At 53.2% G+C, this 19280-nt stretch carries 17 protein-coding genes; 9 read left to right on the top strand and 8 right to left on the bottom strand.

The window, feature by feature from the left end:
- The coding region (locus E1162_RS19485; RefSeq protein WP_257098686.1) for a hypothetical protein at window positions 1-457 on the top strand (457 nt) is incomplete at its 5' end.
- A gap of 8 nt (window positions 458-465) precedes the next feature.
- On the opposite strand, the gene E1162_RS05240 is transcribed toward E1162_RS19485, so the two are convergent.
- The 4 genes from E1162_RS05240 to secG all read right to left on the bottom strand — a co-directional run bounded on the left by E1162_RS05240 (window position 466) and on the right by secG (window position 4012).
- Entirely contained in the window at window positions 466-882 is a 417-nt protein-coding gene (locus E1162_RS05240; RefSeq protein ID WP_155127890.1) for an SH3 domain-containing protein, read from the bottom strand.
- A 120-nt stretch (window positions 883-1002) separates the two neighbouring features.
- Window positions 1003-1860: a VOC family protein gene (locus tag E1162_RS05245; RefSeq protein ID WP_155127893.1), complete on the bottom strand. Its 858-nt coding sequence runs from the start codon at window positions 1858-1860 to the stop codon at window positions 1003-1005.
- A gap of 13 nt (window positions 1861-1873) precedes the next feature.
- The gene (pyrG, locus tag E1162_RS05250; protein ID WP_155127896.1) at window positions 1874-3505 is read right to left on the bottom strand and encodes a CTP synthase; all 1632 of its coding nucleotides are present in this window, start codon (window positions 3503-3505) and stop codon (window positions 1874-1876) included.
- Between the two features lie 138 nt (window positions 3506-3643).
- Window positions 3644-4012, bottom strand: a complete 369-nt coding sequence (gene secG, locus E1162_RS05255; protein ID WP_155127899.1) for a preprotein translocase subunit SecG — start codon at window positions 4010-4012, stop codon at window positions 3644-3646.
- 477 nt (window positions 4013-4489) lie between these two features.
- Between secG and E1162_RS05260 the strand changes: the two genes are divergently transcribed.
- The 6 genes from E1162_RS05260 to lexA all read left to right on the top strand — a co-directional run bounded on the left by E1162_RS05260 (window position 4490) and on the right by lexA (window position 10920).
- On the top strand, window positions 4490-6373 hold the full coding sequence (locus tag E1162_RS05260) for a SurA N-terminal domain-containing protein (RefSeq protein WP_155127902.1): 1884 nt from the start codon (window positions 4490-4492) through the stop codon (window positions 6371-6373).
- Window positions 6374-6480: 107 nt separating this feature from the next.
- On the top strand, window positions 6481-7494 hold the full coding sequence (trpD, locus tag E1162_RS05265) for an anthranilate phosphoribosyltransferase (protein ID WP_371311816.1): 1014 nt from the start codon (window positions 6481-6483) through the stop codon (window positions 7492-7494).
- Between the two features lie 7 nt (window positions 7495-7501).
- On the top strand, window positions 7502-8293 hold the full coding sequence (gene trpC / locus E1162_RS05270) for an indole-3-glycerol phosphate synthase TrpC (RefSeq protein ID WP_155127905.1): 792 nt from the start codon (window positions 7502-7504) through the stop codon (window positions 8291-8293).
- Between the two features lie 16 nt (window positions 8294-8309).
- Window positions 8310-8813 (top strand): cyclic pyranopterin monophosphate synthase MoaC, encoded by a 504-nt coding sequence (gene moaC, locus E1162_RS05275; RefSeq protein WP_155127908.1) that lies wholly within the window; start codon window positions 8310-8312, stop codon window positions 8811-8813.
- A gap of 26 nt (window positions 8814-8839) precedes the next feature.
- Window positions 8840-10054: a molybdopterin molybdotransferase MoeA gene (locus E1162_RS05280; RefSeq protein ID WP_155127910.1), complete on the top strand. Its 1215-nt coding sequence runs from the start codon at window positions 8840-8842 to the stop codon at window positions 10052-10054.
- Between the two features lie 146 nt (window positions 10055-10200).
- Window positions 10201-10920, top strand: a complete 720-nt coding sequence (lexA, locus tag E1162_RS05285; protein WP_155127912.1) for a transcriptional repressor LexA — start codon at window positions 10201-10203, stop codon at window positions 10918-10920.
- Here the strand turns inward: lexA and E1162_RS05290 are convergent.
- Window positions 10903-13074, bottom strand: coding sequence for a ComEC/Rec2 family competence protein (locus tag E1162_RS05290; protein ID WP_371311817.1), 2172 nt, complete (start codon window positions 13072-13074; stop codon window positions 10903-10905). The two genes, lexA and E1162_RS05290, sit on opposite strands and share 18 nt — an antisense overlap.
- Before the next feature lie 243 nt (window positions 13075-13317).
- Between E1162_RS05290 and gltX the strand changes: the two genes are divergently transcribed.
- Window positions 13318-14742: a glutamate--tRNA ligase gene (gene gltX / locus E1162_RS05295; RefSeq protein ID WP_155127918.1), complete on the top strand. Its 1425-nt coding sequence runs from the start codon at window positions 13318-13320 to the stop codon at window positions 14740-14742.
- A gap of 232 nt (window positions 14743-14974) precedes the next feature.
- Window positions 14975-16267 carry a citrate synthase gene (gene gltA, locus E1162_RS05300; protein ID WP_155127921.1) on the top strand — a complete coding sequence of 431 codons (1293 nt, stop codon included), beginning with the start codon at window positions 14975-14977 and terminating at the stop codon, window positions 16265-16267.
- A 150-nt stretch (window positions 16268-16417) separates the two neighbouring features.
- On the opposite strand, the gene lpxB is transcribed toward gltA, so the two are convergent.
- Genes lpxB through lpxA form a run of 3 tightly spaced genes read right to left on the bottom strand, consistent with a single transcriptional unit; the run spans window position 16418 to window position 19280 of the window.
- Complete coding sequence (gene lpxB, locus E1162_RS05305; RefSeq protein WP_155127924.1) at window positions 16418-17605, bottom strand: lipid-A-disaccharide synthase; 1188 nt, start codon at window positions 17603-17605, stop codon at window positions 16418-16420.
- Window positions 17602-18462 carry an LpxI family protein gene (locus E1162_RS05310; protein WP_155127928.1) on the bottom strand — a complete coding sequence of 287 codons (861 nt, stop codon included), beginning with the start codon at window positions 18460-18462 and terminating at the stop codon, window positions 17602-17604. The genes lpxB and E1162_RS05310 overlap by 4 nt, the downstream gene beginning before the upstream one ends.
- Before the next feature lie 14 nt (window positions 18463-18476).
- Complete coding sequence (gene lpxA, locus E1162_RS05315) at window positions 18477-19280, bottom strand: acyl-ACP--UDP-N-acetylglucosamine O-acyltransferase (protein ID WP_155127931.1); 804 nt, start codon at window positions 19278-19280, stop codon at window positions 18477-18479.

The following is a 19280-nucleotide window of genomic DNA, read 5'->3' on the forward strand; positions in this document are numbered from 1 at the left end:
CGACGGCGATGGCGATGGCGATGGCGACGGTGGCTCAGGCGGTAGCGATGAAGGCTCTGGGGATTCACACAATCAACACACCGAAGGCGGTGGTAGCCCGGAGCAGCTGATAGCAGCATTTTCCTCCCAAAGCGTACCAGAGGGAGATCTGAGCTCCGCACTTGTGCGACTTACCGGCGGAGACAATAACCCGCAGCCTTCCAGCCCCGAAGGAGATACGCCGCCACTAGGAGAGTTGCTGTCTGACTATGGCCAACAACCCACCGAAGACCTAGGGGCATTGCTCGGTCAGGAATCGCAAGAGGAACCCGGCGAAGAACCAAGACCTGAAGGTGATGGAGCAGGTTCATCTGAGGGTTCAAGCAACGGCGAAAACAGCGATGCTTATAACCAGTTTGGTGAGGGATCAGACGCGCTAAAAGTCGTTACCGATACAGCTGATGCGGTGATCACTTAGGGGAAAGATCACCAGTCAAAGGTGCGTTTCATGCGCTGCCAGAAACTGACATCCTCCCGCGGAATACCTGCGGGAGGAATTTGCTGTTCAACAGGCATGCGTCGCTTGAATACTGGAATGCCCCAATATGGCGGGCGCGTAACTGGTGGTGCTGTCACAATTGGCGGAGGGCCACCTTCCAACGGCGCAATATAATTTGAGCTAACCCAGCCATCGCGGCCTGCATAGGTTACAAGGCACCATGCTTCGCACCCTCTCACCTCTAGATACTGCCCATAGGGAATCACGAGAACGGCATGATAGCCGGTTCCCGGTCCAGTTCTGAAATTGAGAGGCTGAGTATTTCGCGCAGGCCATGCGGACGCGAATTGGCAGGAAATTAGAAGGGCAGCGCTCGCCATCAACGCGCAGTTACGGTTTCGCATCAGTGCCCTCCTCTAAGCATGCTCCAAAACAATAAAGGCGGAGCAAGAGCCCCGCCTATTGTCAAAAAAGGAAAGCTTGAGGAAAAAAGTCCGTCGGCAAGTCATCTCGCAGTCGGCACGTTAGTGCGTTGCGATAAGTGCCAGACCGCCCATTTCGTCTGCTTCAACAACGTGGAAGCCATTGTGGTCCTTACCACCAAGGCTGATCACGCAGTTCTTGAACATCTGAATAGAATCAACTTCCACGCTCACAGCGGCGATCTTCAAACCAGCATCACCTACAGGTGCCTTCACGCCGTAGATTGCCTCAAAAGCGCTCGGGCTACGAACGATGATCGAGCCGCGTGCCGTTGGAATATCCAGACCGAGTGAGCTCAGCCGTGCTTCACGCGTACCAATGAAGCTCCGCAAAAACTCATGGTGATCTGCCGGATTATCCGCAACCAGAATGACCGAGGACAGAGCCTTCGCAGTGTTCTGGTGCTTCTGGAATTCTTCCTTCCAGAAGTTTTCAGGATATTTGTTATGGCAAGTGAAGTAAGCACTATCGCTGGAAAGCGGATCCGCGGTGATCGTAAGATCGAAGGCGACCTTCTTCTCACTACCGTCAGGAGCCTTTGCGATACGCTCAAAAGAAAACGGAGCAAATGGTTTCAGCCCAGCCTGCTCGTAAGCGATACGATCTTCTTCCGCCGAAACGGAATCAAGTACCAGCATAGAGCCGCCCTCGCGCTTTTTCAGAAAATCGCGATTGAATGCACCAAAGGAAAGCTCACCCTCGCCTGCTTCCTGAATAAGGTCGGCATTGCCGATTCCCAAAATCTCAAGAAACCAACCGTCGAGCTGAACCAGCCTGTTATGCGTGCCCCACGGGTGGTTTGCCACCGGTGTGAGTGTGAAGCCCGCTTTCTCCCAGATTGCTGCAGCCGCTTCTAACGAAGCGACTGCAAACACAACATGATCGTTCCCCCGAACCATGTATCAGCTACCCTTAAACGAGGCGGCTGTAGTCACGCGCTGCTGCGATAAAGGACGCAAACAGCGGATGCGGTTCAAATGGACGGGACTTCAGTTCCGGATGGTACTGAACGCCGATGAACCATGGGTGATCGGCAATTTCTACCGTTTCAGGCAGAACGCCGTCTGGGGAAGTACCAGCAAACTGCAGACCAGCATCTTCAAGCTGCTTGCGGAAGCCGATGTTCACTTCGTAACGGTGACGGTGACGCTCGGAAATCTCGGTGGAACCGTAGATGTCAGCAATGCGGGAACCCTGAGCCAGAACAGCGTTGTATGCGCCAAGACGCATGGTGCCGCCCAGATCGCCATCAGCGCGACGGGTTTCTTTGTTGCCGCCCTCTTTTTCCCATTCGGTCATCAGACCAACAACAGGAACGTCGGTTGGGCCGAACTCGGTAGAGCTGGCGTCTTTGATACCAGCCATGTTGCGAGCTGCTTCAACAACCGCCATCTGCATACCGAAGCAGATACCGAAGTAAGGGATCTTGTTTTCACGAGCGTATTTAGCTGCTGCGATCTTACCTTCAGAACCGCGCTCGCCAAAGCCACCTGGAACCAGAATGCCGTTTACGTTTTCAAGGTATGGTGCTGGATCTTCTTTTTCGAAGACTTCAGACTCAATCCATTCAAGATTGACCTTCACCTTGTTTGCGATGCCGCCGTGAACCAGAGCTTCAATGAGAGACTTATAAGCGTCTTTCAGAACGGTGTACTTGCCAACCACTGCAATGGTGACTTCACCCTCTGGGTTCTGCAGAATCTCGTTGATCTTCACCCAACGGGACAGATCAGCTGCAGGCGCGCCGGTGATACCGAATGCTTCCAGAACCTGAGTGTCCAGACCTTCAGCGTGGTATGCAAGAGGCACTTCATAGATAGAACGTGCATCATATGCCGGAATAACAGCCTGCTCACGAACGTTACAGAACAGAGACAGCTTGCGACGCTCGGTTTCAGGGATCTTACGATCACAGCGAACAAGGAGGATGTCCGGCTGGATACCGATAGAACGCAGCTCTTTAACGGAGTGCTGGGTCGGCTTGGTTTTCATCTCGCCAGCGCTCGGAATGTACGGCAGCAGAGTGAGGTGAATGTAGACAGCCTGACCACGTGGCAGCTCGTTACCCAGCTGACGGATCGCTTCAAAGAACGGCAGACCTTCGATATCGCCTACGGTGCCGCCGATCTCGCAGAGGACGAAATCGTAGTCTTCGTTACCTTCAAGAACAAAGTTCTTGATAGCATCGGTTACGTGCGGGATGACCTGCACTGTGCCGCCAAGATAGTCGCCGCGACGTTCTTTCGCGATGATTTCCTGATAGATACGGCCGGTAGTAATGTTGTCCTGCTTGTTTGCAGGGCGACCGGTGAAGCGCTCGTAGTGACCAAGGTCAAGGTCGGTTTCGGCGCCATCATCGGTCACATAGCATTCGCCATGCTGATATGGGCTCATGGTACCTGGATCCACATTGAGATATGGATCAAGCTTGCGCAGGCGAACTTTGTAGCCACGAGCCTGTAGCGCAGCACCAAGGGCCGCCGATGCAAGCCCCTTACCAAGAGAAGAAACTACACCGCCTGTGATAAAGATGTAACGCGCCATAGATCGCTACCATTTTTGCTAGAAAGTGCCGTGAGAAAGCACTTTAATCGGGTTGTCGTTAAACGCACAACAACGGACGCTGCGATGCATCGCAGCGCCGTTGCTATAAGTCTTGCTGTTTCCTGCTAAGAAGCAGGCTTATTGTGCAGTCGGCACCTGAGGACCAGAAGGTTCGGTAGAACCCTGAAGCTGGTCGAGAAGGCCATTACCAGCGCCTTCGGTGCCTTCACCCTGAGTCTGCGGTGCAGTTGGAACTGCATCAATCAAGGAGCCTGGACGCTCGTCGTAACGAGCCAGCAGGGACAAACCCAAAGAAGTTGCGAAGAAGGCGACCGCAAGAATCGCGGTACCACGTGTGAGAACGTTTGCAGTTCCGCGGCTGGACATGAAGCCACCACCGCCACCACCGCCGATGCCGAGTGCACCGCCCTCAGAGCGCTGAAGCAGCACGAGGGCAACAAGGGCAAGCACGACCATCAGGTGGATAACAATTAGAACGGTTTCCATAGGTATCCGTAGATCTCGAAATTTAAGTTTGGGGCGTTCTAGCCGAATTTCATTCAGCTTTCTACCCTCTTACTAAGGCAAAATTCGCGCACTCAACGATTTCTTTCGGGCAACGCTTGGTGTCATTAACACCACCTCTGGCAAAAAGAGAAGCAAATTAAAGAGCATAGGGCAAACTTTTCAAATCAAGCACGATTAAAAAGGCACCCGGAATCATAAAAATTCCGCCGAAAAATATTCGTCACCGCAATCCCTAATTTGCCAATGAGGGCTTCTTAGATGGGTGTGATCCCCGCCCCTGCCTCTACCAGAACGACAATTTTTCCGCAAAAGCCCTTGTGGATCACCAACTTTCTGACTTTCTAGCGCCTGCTTACGCTTGCCCAAGCCCTAAAGGAACTTTATGATCCGTCGGCCTTGCATGAGCAGGAAGGCGTGAGTTTTCCTCCTGCCACGAACAAGAGAACGGATATAAATATGCTGGACGCGCTGCGCAAAAGCGTTGGATCATGGGCTGCGAAAATTCTCATTGGCTTGCTGGTGATGAGCTTCGCTGTATGGGGTGTCTCCAACGAACTATTTGGTACAGGCAACAATTCGGTTGCCAAAGTTGGTAAGACCGAAATTACTGCCCTTCAATTTCAAGAGGCTTATCAGCGTGAGCTTGATAGCCTTTCGCGCCGCATTGGCCAGCCAATTTCCATGGAACAGGGTGCCGCATTCGGCGTTCCTACCCAGGTTCTTTCCAGCCTGATTACCGAGGCTGCTATTAATGATGAAGCGACAGCCCTTCAGCTTGGCGCTTCCGATGCAGCTGTAATTAAGGCGATTCAGGAAAACCCTGCGTTTCAGGGTCTGGGCGGCGGCTTTGACCGTAACCAGCTTCTGCAGGTTCTGCGCAGCGTTGGAATCAGCGAAGACGACTTTGTTGTTCTTCAGCGCCAGCAGGCAGAACGCCAGCAGTTGATCGATGCGCTTGTTGGCAACGTTTCTATGCCTAAGCCGTTTCTGGAGGCATTTTACCGCCACCAGAACGAACAGCGCGTTCTTGATTATATCGTGCTGACCGATGAAGTTCTCAGCGACATTCCTCAGCCGACTGAGGAAGAGCTTGCAGCTTTTTATGAAGATACCAAGCAGGCATACCGTGCCCCTGAGTACCGCACTGTTTCCTTCATCGAGCTAACACCGGAAACACTTGCCGAACCATCCAACGTTTCTGAAGACGAAATTGCAGATGAGTACGAGCGCACCAAGAACAACTTCGTGACTGACGAACAGCGCCGCATTTTCCAGCTCGCCTTCCCTACCAAGGAAGAAGCACAGGCTGTTGTAGATGCAATTGCTGGCGGCAAGACCTTTGAAGAAGTTATGAGCGAGCGCGGCGTTTCTGAAGCAGACGTTGACCTTGGCACCATGAGCAAGTCCGGTTTCCTCGATCCAAAGATCGCAGAAGCAGCATTTGCTCTTGAAAAAGGCAAGTCCAGCGATGTTGTCGAAGGCCAGTTCACTAACGTAGTGCTGTTTGCGAAGGACATCCTTCCTGCTTCCACCAAGCCGCTGGAAGAAGTTGCTGACGAGCTGCGTCAGGCAATTGCGACCGATATCGCAGCATCTGAAGTACAGAACATGTACGACACTATTGAAGATGCACGCGCTGGCGGCAGCACCCTTCCTGAAGTTGCAGAACGCCTTGGCCTTTCTTTGACCAAGACAGTCGCATTCGACCAGAGCGGCAATGACAAGGAAGCAGCGAAAGCTGACATTCCTCAGGTAGAAGGCTTCCTGAGCGATGTGTTTGAAAGCGACGTTGGCCTTGAAAACGACCCGCTTGAAGTTGGCCGTCTTGGTTACCTCTGGTTTGAAGTTGACGAAGTAGAAGCTGACCGCGACCGTGCGCTTGAAGAAGTACACGACAAAGTGGTTGCTGACTGGACTGCTAACAAGACTGCCGAACTGCTGAAGGAAAAATCCGAAGCGCTTCTTGCAGAACTTAAAGGCGGCAAGGCTCTTTCTGATATTGCTCGCGACAACGCGGTAATCATGCAGACCTCCAAACCAATCACCCGCAACACTCAGGACGGTGTCCTTTCTGCTGCGGCTATCGAAACTGCATTTACCGGACCGAAAGGAACCTCCGGCGCAGTTGACGGTAACAACTCTGACCGCTTGCTGATCTCCGTTAAGGACGTGATCGAGCCGGTATACTTTGCGAGTGAAGCACTCAACAAGCAGATGTCTAACGAGCTTCAGAACTCTCTGATCAACCAGTACGCCACTCAGATCCAGCGTGAAGCAGGTGTACGCGTCAATCAGGTCCTTCTGGGACAGCTCTCCGGCATTGGACGGGAAGAGCAATAAGCTCTCCCTTCCCGCTCTTTGATTGAAACTCCTCGCCCGCTGCGTTTTTTCTAAAACCCAGCGGGCGATTCATTTATGATCACATTATTTATCGGGGGACTTGGATCGTGAGTAATCTCAAACCGCTCCTGGCAGCAGTAGCAGAAGGCACTGCGCTCAGTAGAGACGAAGCCCGTCAGGCCTTTGAAATCATCATGAGCGGTCAGGCAACGCCTGCCCAGATCGGAGCCTTTTTGATGGCGCTACGCGTGCGCGGTGAGACCATCGACGAGATTTCCGCAGCCGTTGATACCATGCGAGCCAAAATGCGCCCCGTGCGCGCGCCGGCCCGCGCCATCGATATCGTGGGTACGGGCGGCGATGCCTCTGGCAGCTATAACGTTTCCACGTGTACAGCGCTTGTGGTGTCGGCATGCGGCGTGCCTGTTGCAAAGCACGGCAATCGCTCCCTCTCTTCCAAGTCCGGCTCCTCTGAGGCGCTCGTGGAACTTGGCATCAACATCGATATCGACCCTGAACTTATCAGCCGCTGTATTGATGAGGCTGGTATCGGTTTCATGTTCGCGCCCAACCATCACTCAGCAATGAAGTTTGTTGGCCCAGCTCGTATGGAGCTTGGTACGCGGACAATCTTCAATCTGCTTGGCCCTCTTGCAAGCCCTGCCAGCGTTAAGCGCCAAATGACTGGTGTATTCGATGGCCGCTGGGTTCTACCTCTTGCTAAAACCCTTCAAAACCTTGGCAGCGAGAAGGTCTGGATCGTTCACGGCAGCGATGGACTTGATGAAATTACCACCACCGGCTCCACCATGGTTGCGGAGCTAAAGGATGGTGAAATCACAGAGTTCACCATTACACCGGAAGATGCTGGCTTGCCTTATGCTCGCTCTGAGGACCTTAAGGGCGGCACACCTAAGGAGAACGCAGCAGCGCTGCTGCGTGTTCTTGACGGTGAGAAAAACGCCTATCGCGACATCGTTCTGATCAACTCTGCTGCGTCTTTGATTGTGGCTGATGCAGCAAGCGACCTTAAAGAAGGCGTTGCAATTGCAGCAGAAGCAATCGACAGCGGCAAAGCGCGTCAAACCCTTGCTAAACTTGTAGAAGTATCCAACGCCTGAGATAATAATGGCCGACATTTTAAAGAAAATTGAAGCGTACAAGCGCGAAGAAATCGCCAAGGCAAAGGCTGTTGTCAGCGCTGGTGAACTTGAAGCAGCTATTCGCGAAGCCTCTCCAACTCGTGGTTTTCTAAAAGCCCTTGAGGCAAAACATGCTGCTGGCGAATACGCGCTTATTGCAGAAGTTAAAAAGGCAAGCCCTTCCAAAGGCTTGATCCGCGCTGACTTTGACCCGCCGCGCCTTGCTGCAGCTTATGAAGCTGGCGGAGCAGCTTGTCTTTCAGTTCTTACCGACACACCGTCTTTTCAGGGCAAGCCGGTTTATCTGACCGAAGCAAGGGCAGCGACCAGCCTGCCAGCTCTGCGCAAAGACTTCCTGTATGACACCTATCAGGTGCTGGAAGCGCGTGCATGGGGCGGCGACTGTATCTTGATTATCATGGCAGCCGTTGATGATCAGCTCGCCGCTGATCTGGAAGCTGCTGCATTTGATCTGGGCATGGATGTTCTCATCGAAGTGCACAACGAGGAAGAACTGGAACGCGCCCTTAAGCTGCGTTCACGCCTTGTTGGCATTAACAACCGCAATCTCAAAACTTTTGAAACAAGCCTTGAGACGAGTGAACGACTTGCCCCTATGATTCCTCAGGATAGAATTATCGTAGGTGAATCAGGGCTATTCACCAATGAAGACCTGAAGCGGATGGAAGCAGTCAACATCTCCACCTTCCTCATTGGCGAGAGCCTTATGCGGCAGGAAGACGTGGAGCAAGCGACCCGTACTCTGCTGACAAAGTAATACTGAAGGAATGACCATGAGCGCAGCACCCAATCTCACCCATCTTGATGAAACCGGCGCTGCCCACATGGTGGATGTTTCTGAAAAAGCGGTTACAAGCCGCACAGCCCGCGCCGGTGGCAAAGTTATCATGGCGCGGGAAACCCTTGAGATGATTATGCAAGGGAACGCCAAGAAGGGGGATGTTCTTGGCTGTGCCCGCATCGCAGGCATTATGGCAGCCAAGCGCACGCATGAGCTTATTCCGCTCTGCCATCCCCTCGCCCTTTCCAAGGTCACCGTCGAGTTCACCGCAGATTATGGCCTTCCCGGCTTACACGTTGAGGCAATAGCAAAGGCGAGCGGCCAAACTGGTGTTGAAATGGAAGCTCTTACAGCAGCTTCTATCGCCTGTCTGACGATCTACGACATGGCCAAGGCGGTTGATAAGGCGATGACAATCACCGATGTAAAACTTCTTGAAAAGCTTGGTGGAAAATCCGGCCACTATTTGGCCGAGGGCGAAAGCGGCACAAAATAACTGAACAAATTTGAGGGGGATTTGTCATGGGTTTGATTAGCATCGAGCACGCGCTGGAGCAGCTACTTGGCGGCTTGGCAACGAAAGACAGCGAGTTGGTTTCTCTTGCAGATGCAGGCGGCAGAACACTTGCGGAGGATATCAAGGCCACCCGTACACATCCTCCTTTTTCCGCCTCTGCAATGGATGGTTATGCTGTTGTTGCAGCTGATACTTTGGACCCGAAAAATCCCATCAAGGTCATTGGCGAAATTGCTGCTGGAAGCTCCTTTTCCGGCACTATGAAAGCTGGCGAAGCGCTGCGGATCTTCACAGGCGCGCCCGTTCCTGAAGGGGCAGATGCAATTCTTATTCAGGAAAACGCCACGCGGGACGGCGACACTCTTTTTGCCAATGAACCGGTGAGCAAAGATAAGTTCATCCGCCCGAAGGGCCTTGATTTTTCCAAGGACGATACCCTTCTTGCTCGCGGTCAGAAACTGGGGTTTAGAGAGCTTTCCCTCGCCGCCTCCATGAACCATGCAGCATTACCGGTCTTCAAGAAGCCGCTTGTCGCTATTCTTGCAAACGGGGATGAGCTCGTAGAACCGGGCAAAATTCCCGGCCCGAACCAGATCGTCGCCTCTAACCAAGTGGGTGTTGCGGAGCTTGCCCGTTCATGCGGCGCAGATACCCTGATGCTTGGAATTGCCCCTGACGATCAGCAGGCCATTGGCGAAAAAGTAGCGCAGGCCATTGCTGCAAAGGCAGATATTCTTGTGACACTCGGCGGCGCCTCCGTTGGAGAGCATGACCTTATCAAGGACGTGCTGGGCGATGCAGGAATGAACCTTGAATTCTGGCGGATCGCTATGCGCCCGGGTAAGCCTCTTATGGCAGGTAGCCTTGGCCCTATGAAAGTGCTGGGTCTTCCGGGCAACCCTGTTTCTAGCCTTGTGTGCTCCCTTCTCTTCCTGCAGCCGATGCTTGGCAAACTGACTGGGGCTCAAGACGCCCAAAGTCACATAACGCTGGCCACTCTTGGCGCGGATATGGAAGCTAACGACCTCAGGCAGGACTACATTCGCGCTACCCTAGAGGAAAAGGCTGATGGCTCACTAATCGTGACCCCATTTAGCAAGCAGGATAGCTCAATGCTGGCTTTGTTCACCCGTTCAGATGCCTTGATCATTCGCAAACCGTTTGCCGAACCTGCAAAACGCGGTGAAATTGTCGAAATTGTTCAACTAGGGGCGTTCTAAGCCCCGAGACCCCTTTAAATTCAACAGTGTCAGCCTCACAATTGTTCTTTAATAGTTGCAGAACACAATAAGAACGGCTAGGGTATGTTCGTGTTTTGTACCAAAGCACGATCACGGGCACTATTTGAAGACGGGGAACGAGCAATATGCTTACGCGCAAGCAACATGAACTCTTGATGTTCATTCATGAACGGTTGAGAGAGCAAGGTGTTCCGCCTTCCTTCGATGAGATGAAGGAAGCGCTTGATCTGCGTTCCAAGTCTGGCATTCACCGTCTCATCACTGCCTTGGAAGAGCGCGGCTTTATTCGCCGCCTGCCAAACCGTGCCCGAGCGCTTGAAGTTTTGAAAATGCCTGAGTCTTCGGCTCCTGCCAGCTCGTCTTCACGACCTGCAAAAGGCTTTTCGCCGGAAGTTATTGAGGGTGATCTCTCTTCAAAGGCACCGCAGGCTCCAGCACCTGTACCTTCTACTGATGAAGTGCCAACGCTGGAAATACCAGTAATGGGCCGCATTGCTGCGGGTGTGCCAATTGAGGCCATCCAGCATCAAAGTCACACAATTGCAATGCCAGCAGATATGCTTGGCCGTGGCTCTCACTACGCTCTTGAAGTGCGTGGTGATTCCATGATCGAAGCGGGCATTCTGGACGGTGATACGGTGCTCATCCGTCAGGGTGACAGCGCAGACACCGGTGATATCGTTGTCGCTCTGGTGGATGATGAAGAAGCTACCTTGAAGCGTCTGCGTAAAAAGGGCGAGTCCATCGCGCTTGAAGCCGCAAACCCTGCCTATGAAACCCGTATTTTCGGGCCTGATCGTGTTCGTATTCAGGGCAAGATGATTGCGCTATTTCGCCGGTATTGATCCGCGCGACCAATCAAGTTGATTTGGCGACCAGGGTCTTCGCGTTTGCGCGTAGGCCCATTTTTCTTTTTTGACCAACAATCGCCCATCGCTGTCCTCGCCAAACCAAAGGGCATAACTCCCCTGTTCTGCTAGCGCCTTGGCGTCTACAACAACATCTGCTCGGCATCCTCTAGGTGCTTGCAGCTTGGTGACGATGATGTTGGCTCTAGCGCAATCTTTCAAAAGCGCCGGTAGCTTCTTGGGCATCGCAAGCACCAAGCCTCCGCGTGAGCCCTCTCCTTTGCCTGTCTTTGGGAACACTTGGAAAACACAGCCTGATTTGTCACAGAAAGTTCTTGGTGCTTTGTGTTTTGAAAGAGCGCTCTTAGGCACTCCAATTTTCGTGAGAAAGCTCTCCACCACGTAGCCGCGCCTTTTTGCGGTTACTCTAAAGCTCCCGCGTTCATCGTAAAACCCGACGATATTTGCATTTGAATCAACCATCAGGTCTGGCGGCGGCATCCATAGCATCGCCGCGACACCAGCCACGGCAGGAAGGGCTGCAAGCACTTTCCCTTTCAGCGGCAACACACATGCGGTGAGAAGCGCTATGATAAAAAGCAGGTAGCTAACATTAGGTAGCTTTGGCCAGAAGCCTGAGTTACCAGTCCAACTTTCAGTCAGCTCTGCAATGTTAAGGATCAACTCCAGCCCTGTCTTCATCACCATTAGCGGGATCGCTTCAAAACCCAAGGGCATAAAAGCAAGGGCCAAAACGCCAGAGGGCATGACTAGAAACGAAAAGGCAGGCATGGCTAAAAGGTTTGCCACGACGCCAAGGGGAGATAACTGGCCAAAGAAGTAGAGGGAAACTGGCCCCGTTGCGACTGCAGCAACCAGCGCCGTTAGGGCACATGCAAACAGCCAGTACATAGGCCGATAAAGCGCTCCCAAACGTTTTTTCCAGTTGCCGCTTATCTCGCTCTGCCTTTGCCAATCGGAAACATGGGAGAAGATTGCCAGCAGCCCTGCAACAGCTAGAAACGACATTTGAAAGCCCGGTGTTAGTAGCAGCTCAGGCTTGAGTGCCAATATGGCAAAGCCAGCCAAAGCCAAGGTTCGCAAAGTCGCTGTGCGCCGCCCCATACAAAGGCCGATTAGTACAACCAGCACCATAAGGTAGGCCCGCTGCGTTGCTACCGCACCGCCTGAGATTGCGAGATAGAAAGCCGAAAACGCGATAGCCCCCATAGCGCTTACAGGTGTTACCCAGCCAGCAAGTGCGAACACAGGGATGATCGCCAGCGCGCGAGACAGAAGCAAATAACTTGCACCAGCAAACAGGCTCATATGAAGGCCGGAAATTGCTAGGATGTGCGCAAGTCCAGCTGTTCTTAGCGATTGCTTGATCTCTTCGCGCAGCCCTGCCCGATCACCATTAAGAAGTGCGATGGCTAAAGCGCGTAGGTCTTCATTCTCGATCAGGTTACCAACCCGCTCACCAATCGCCGTTCGCGTTCTTTCCACTGCCCGCTTTATTGAACCACCAGCTGCCTTTTGAATGAGTTTGGGCTGACCGAGAGCGAAGCCCGTTCCGCCAATCCCCGCAAAATAGGCATACTTAGAAAAATCATAGCTACCCGGATAGATCGCACCAGGCGGTGGACTAATCCGCGCCTTAACAGCAATCTCGTCACCAACTTCAATCGACCGACCCACGTTTCGCAGTTTGATGCGGAAAAAGTAGCCTTTTGAGAACTCAGGCCGCGAAAGTCCTGGATCTATTTTGAGAATTATACGCCCGTCCTCATCGCCCAGTTGCTGAAACTCGGCTACACGTCCGTGAAGGTCTGCGGTTAACGCCCTTTCCAGTCTCGGCCTATCAACCAATGCGGTCCGCATGTCAGCAATTGAAAAACCGATGGCTGCCATAAGCAGTGCTGCCGTAATCGCATATTTCCTCATCGCTCTCACAGCTCGATAGAGAGCAATAGCGCTTGCCAGAACAAAGGTCGGACCGACAAGGGGTGACGGTTCCGCAGGTAGCGCGAAATAAAGCGCTATGCCCGCGATGAAGGCTAGGAAGCTCCACACTAGAGCATACCCGAAATCAAGATCAGCCTCGATATCGCGCCAAAGCTCGGCCCACCAGCGGCTTATGCGCTCCTGCACTCCCTCACCACTTAAACCTACCCGCCAAGGCAGCGGTTTTGCCAAGTTCAAGTCCGCAGTGTGCCTTTGCGGCAAAGCAGCGACTTTACCGGCGCAAAACTGGGACTTGTTTGAGGATGAGCGCACCTTCTTTTGCTTTCCTTAATTCTGGCACTTGGGCCACACCATCCTCTATGGTACACAGCGCGTGAGAAAACGGCTCCCGCCGTATTCAACGGATCATTGCTAAGAGTTTTAATTCCCATGACTAAGAGCATCGTCACCCGCTTTGCCCCATCACCAACTGGCTATCTGCACATTGGTGGTGCCCGTACAGCGCTGTTCAGCTGGCTGTATGCCAAGGGCCACGGCGGCAAAATGCTGCTTCGTATTGAAGATACAGATCGCGCCCGTTCTACGGACGAGGCTGTTGGCGCCCTGATCGACGGCCTTGAGTGGCTGGGCCTGAACTGGGATGGCGAGCCAATTTCCCAGTTTGCCCGCGCTGAACGTCACAAGGAAGTTGCCGAAGCGCTTGTTGCAGCTGGTAAAGCTTACTACTGCTACGCAACACCTGAAGAACTGACCGAAATGCGCGAAAAGGCGATGGCTGAAGGCCGTCCGCCGCGCTACGATGGCCGCTGGCGTGACCGCGACGCTTCCGAAGCTCCGGAAGGCGTTGCACCTGCTATCCGCCTCAAGGCCCCCGTTGAAGGTGAAACCATCATCGAAGACAAAGTTCAGGGCACTATCAAGTTCCCTAACAAAGACCTCGACGATCTGGTTCTGCTGCGTTCTGACGGCACCCCAACCTACATGCTGGCTGTTGTTGTTGACGACCACGACATGGAAGTGACCCACATCATCCGCGGTGATGACCACCTCACAAACGCTGCCCGTCAGGCGCTGATTTATGCTGCTCTTGACTGGGATATTCCAGTAATGGCTCATATTCCGCTGATCTACGGACCAGACGGCAAGAAGCTTTCCAAGCGTCACGGCGCTCTTGGTGCAGAGCAATACCGCGCTATGGGTTATCTGCCTGCTGCAATGCGCAACTATCTGGCTCGTCTTGGCTGGAGCCATGGAGATGAAGAAATCTTCTCTACCGACCAGATGATCGAGTGGTTCGACTTCGACGCGATTGGCAAGTCCCCTTCCCGTTTCGACTTCGTAAAGCTGGAAAACCTGAACGGTCACTACATGCGCACTTCGGCTGATGAAGAGCTGCTGGACGCGTTCAAAGTTTACCTGCCACATGCTGAAGGCGGCGCAGACGTACTTGCATGGCTTGGTGAAGGTGACAACGAGAAGATGTTCCTTGCTGCCCTTCCTGGCCTCAAAGAACGTGCCAAGACCCTTGTAGAGCTTCAAGAATCTGCTCGCTACCTTTGGGCGCAGCGTCCGCTTGATCTCGACGAGAAGGCAACCAAGCTTCTTGACGATGCTTCCAAGGCTATGCTTGGCCGTTTGCTGCCAAACTTTGAAGCTCTGGAAGAATGGACAGCTGAAAGCACCGATGCGGCAGTTCGTACTTTTGCGGAAGCAGAAGAACTGAAACTGGGCAAAGTTGCACAACCTCTGCGTGCAGCGCTTACCGGACGCGGTACTTCTCCGGGTATTTTTGACGTTCTGGAAGTGCTTGGAAAAGCTGAATCCATCGCTCGAATCGCCGATCAGTCCGCTTGATCACTGATATTTTTAGGCTCGCTACTGCGCAAAAAGCCTTTGTTGCGCTGCGGTAGCGAGCCTATCGCCCTAAATGATAAGTTGCTGATGCTTGCCTGAATGCTCCAAATGCGTTAGGCAAACTCCCGACAACACTCTTCAAGATGCCGGGGGCTTTCTTTCCGGGGTGTATCCACCGGTACACAATTAAGCCTCTCGCCTCTGAAGACTTGAACCTTGGGGGGTTGCCTTTATGAGCGACAAAACAGCAAAACTGACGGTTGGAAACGAGAACCTGGACCTAAACGTCCGCCAAGGCTCTGTAGGACCAGATGTCATCGACATTGCCTCGCTTTATAAAGACACAGGCTGCTTCACCTACGATCCGGGCTTCACATCTACAGCTTCTTGTGAATCCAAAATTACGTACATCGATGGTGATGCCGGCACACTGCTCTATCGCGGTTATCCGATTGAACAGCTTGCCGAGCGTGGTGACTTTTTAGAATCCTGCTACCTGTTGCTCTACGGAGAGCTTCCAACACGTGCACAGAAGGACGACTTCGTACACCGCGTTACCTACCACACCATGATCCACGAACAGATGTCCCGGTTCTTCTCCGGCTTCCGTCGTGATGCTCACCCAATGGCTGTGATGACAGGTACTGTTGGCGCGCTTTCTGCGTTTTACCACGATTCCACCGACATTTCCGATCCCCACCAGCGCATGATTGCATCGCTGCGTATGATCGCGAAAATGCCGACACTTGCGGCAATGGCTTATAAATACCATATCGGCCAGCCGTTTATGTATCCGCGCAACGATCTGGATTACTCTTCCAACTTCCTGCACATGTGCTTTGGCGTTCCTTGTGAAGACTACAAGGTAAACCCTGTACTGGCACGTGCTATGGACCGCATCTTTATCCTTCACGCTGACCATGAGCAGAACGCATCTACTTCTACTGTGCGTCTTGCAGGCTCTTCCGGCGCTAACCCGTTTGCATGTATTGCTGCTGGCATTGCATGTCTTTGGGGCCCTGCCCACGGCGGTGCTAACGAAGCAGCGCTGAACATGCTGTCTGAAATCGGAAGCGTTGACCGTATTCCGGAGTTCATCGCCCGCGCTAAGGACAAGAACGATCCGTTCCGTCTGATGGGCTTTGGCCACCGCGTATACAAGAACTACGACCCACGCGCCCGCATCATGCAGAAAACCACTCACGAGGTTCTTGCTGAACTGGGCCACAAAGATGATCCGCTACTTGAAGTGGCGATGGAACTTGAGCGTATCGCTCTTAGCGACGAGTACTTCGTTGAGAAGAAGCTTTACCCGAACATCGACTTCTACTCCGGCATCACTCTGCGTGCACTGGGCTTCCCAACCACCATGTTCACCGTGCTCTTTGCTCTGGCCCGTACCGTCGGCTGGATCGCACAGTGGAAAGAAATGGTTGAAGATCCATCCCAGCGTATTGGTCGTCCGCGTCAGCTCTACACAGGTGCTGCGCCACGCGATTACGTGCCTGTTGACCTGCGTCGCTAAGGCTGGTCACAAGCAAGTCTTTAAGGGAGCCCACGGGCTCCCTTTTTTGTTGTCTGTATATGCCGTTCCCCGAGCAGGACACGCAGATAACAAAAAGCCCCGCAGGCGAACCAAACGGGGCTTCTTCAGATTCATAAGCTGATGACTACTTCAAGATCGGGAAAGAAGGTTCAGCACAACGTCAGCCGCCGCTCCCGCCTGACTTTTCCCTTCAGGCAATTGCATAGCGTCATCGATTTCCTTGAGTCCCTCAAGCTGCTTGGCTCTTGCCGGGGTATCCTGCAGCAGATCGCAAAGCAGAGGCGCGATGTTTTCGACGGTCACATCATCATCCAGAAATTCAGGCATGACCTTCTCTTTAAGGATGAGGTTCGGCAACACCATCGTGTCAACGCTCGCGATAGGATAGACACGGTGTATGTCTTTGATGCGACGCAAGAACCAGTCAAGCTTGTAGGCAACAACAGACGGGACACCGGAAACAGCAAGTTCCAGAGATACGGTACCGCTAGCAGCGAGTGCTGCATGTGCGCTTCTAAAGGCCTCGAACTTGGCTTGCTCGCCTTCAACCAGAACAGGTTTGACCGGCCAGCTCTCCAGATGTTCAAGAACTCGCTTCTTCTGGTGTGGCACAACTGGAAGCAGAAGCTCTACATCGGGCAGCTGCTCTTTTACATTAGCCACAATGGCACCAAACGGCTCCATCAGGCGCGAAACCTCACTGCTGCGACTACCCGGAAGGACCAGTAAGCGCCGATTTCCTGCACCTATTTCCCCGCGTTCTGCGCCACGCGGGCGAAGGTCGTCAAGCCTTTCAATGAGCGGATGTCCAACATAGGTGGTGTGCGGACCACCAAGCTTTTCATGGATGGCAGGTTCAAACGGCAGGAGCGCCAGAAGTTCATCAACATAAGCTGACATCTTCTTTGCACGGCCTGATCTCCATGCCCAGACGCTTGGAGACACATAATCAACCACTTTGATGTGGGGCGCTTTTTTGCGAACCCGTTTCGCGACGTTGTGTGTGAAATCAGGGCTATCGATGATGACCAGAACGTCTGGATCTACCGCGATCACATCATCAACGGTTTGGTAGACGCGCTTAACGATTGACGGCAAGCGAGCTAATACCGCTGTAATGCCCATTACTGCGATGTCTTCAAGCGGGAACAGCGAGTTGACGCCTTGCGCCGCCATACGCTCTCCGCCGACGCCGTAAAGCTCCAGCGCGCCGCCTAGACGCGGCTTCAGCGCTTTAATGAGTTCAGCACCCAACTGATCGCCAGACTCTTCTCCAACGACGAAATAGAGCTTTGTAGGCTTCACTACAGCGGTCATTGATCGCCCTCATTCTCACTTGATAGGCCAAGAAGGAAAATACCGAGAGACTGACAGAGCTGGAGAGTTTCTTCCTTATCTGCAATCAGAACCCGTCCAGCCTCTACTGCGACACCGCTAAGCCCTGCAGCATGAGCACCGCGGATTGTGGCAGGGCCAACAGTTGGCAAATCAACGCGCAGGTCTTGGGTTAGCTTGGCGCATTTAACGATCACACCCGCCTGACCTTTTGCGCGTACTCGTCCGTTCTCACGAAGAGACTGACAGCGCTCCAGCATAGCGTCCGTGCCTTCAGCCCCTTCAACGGCGATAATACGTTCGCGAACGCAAACAACACCCTGCCCAACATCCATCGGGCTCAGCGCATCAACGGCCTTTTTGGCAAGTACAGCATCCTTCAAGTTATCTTCTGAAGGTTTTGGTCCGGCCATCACACCAGCTTCAGCGAGAAGCTGCGGAGCCACCTCATGCGCCCCTACAATGCGCAGACCTTCGCTTTCAAAAATGCCCATAACTTTCACCAGTAGACTGTCATCGCCGCCCACGAGGGCTGCAAGAATACGAGGAAGGCGGCGCATGGTACCCCAGTCGCCGAGGATGGAAGTAAAGTCTGGCCGCTGAGTAACAGAGCCGATGAGGATTACCTCGTGGACACCTTCTTTTTTTAGGGTGTCGAAGAGCTTGCCGATCTGGCCCCAGCCGAGTTCCACAGGCTTATATGCAAAAAGGGAGGCATCGGCCTCCCCTTTAATTGCAATAGTGACCACGTCACGGCCGTTGGAACGCAGCGCTTCGATAACCTGCAAAGGCAGGCGGCCGCCGCCAGCAATAACCGCGATAGGTGCTACAGTTTGCATGCTATCCAACGTTCTTAGTCAGCTGAGCCTTTGCGAGGGGTGCAGAACCGACGCTCACCTTCACGAAGAAGGAAGGAGGTCATTGTCTGTACGCCTTCAAAGTTTGCATACTTGTCTTTGGCGATAGCTGCACGCTCGCGCAGTGTACCTTCTTCGGAGTTGAACACTTCCTTGTAGGCGTTGCGCAGTGCGTGGATTTCTTCGCGAGAGAAGTTGCGACGCTTCAAGCCAATGAGATTGAGGCCAGCAAGACGCGCACGGTCACCGATTACGGAGCCATAAGGGATTACGTCAAACTCAACGCCGGTCAGACCACCAACGATGGAATGCGCACCAATGCGGCACCACTGACGAACAGCAGACAGACCTCCGAAGATCACGTAGTCCTCAACCTCAACGTGGCCTGCAAGGGTCGCGTTGTTGGCGAGGATAACGTTATTGCCAACCTGACAGTCATGACCCACGTGTGTGGAAGCCATGAACAAGCAGCGATCACCGATCTTGGTCACACCGCCACCGCCAACAGTTCCCGGGTTCATGGTTACATGTTCGCGGATCTGGTTGTCTTCACCAATCTCAAGCAGTGTATCTTCGCCATTATATTTCAGGTCCTGCGGCTGATGGCCAATGGACGCGAACGGGAAGATTTTTGTACGTGCACCAATGATTGTTCGCCCGGCAACCGCTACATGGGAGACGAGCTCGACATCATCACCAAGGGTAACTTTTGAGCCCACCATGCAGTAAGGGCCGATCTTGACGTTGTTGCCAAGAACCGCCCCATCCTCAACAATTGCGGTGGGGTGTATCTGTTGCAT

Source organism: Pseudovibrio flavus (assembly GCF_009711345.1).
Taxonomy (GTDB): Bacteria; Pseudomonadota; Alphaproteobacteria; order Rhizobiales; family Stappiaceae; genus Pseudovibrio; species Pseudovibrio flavus.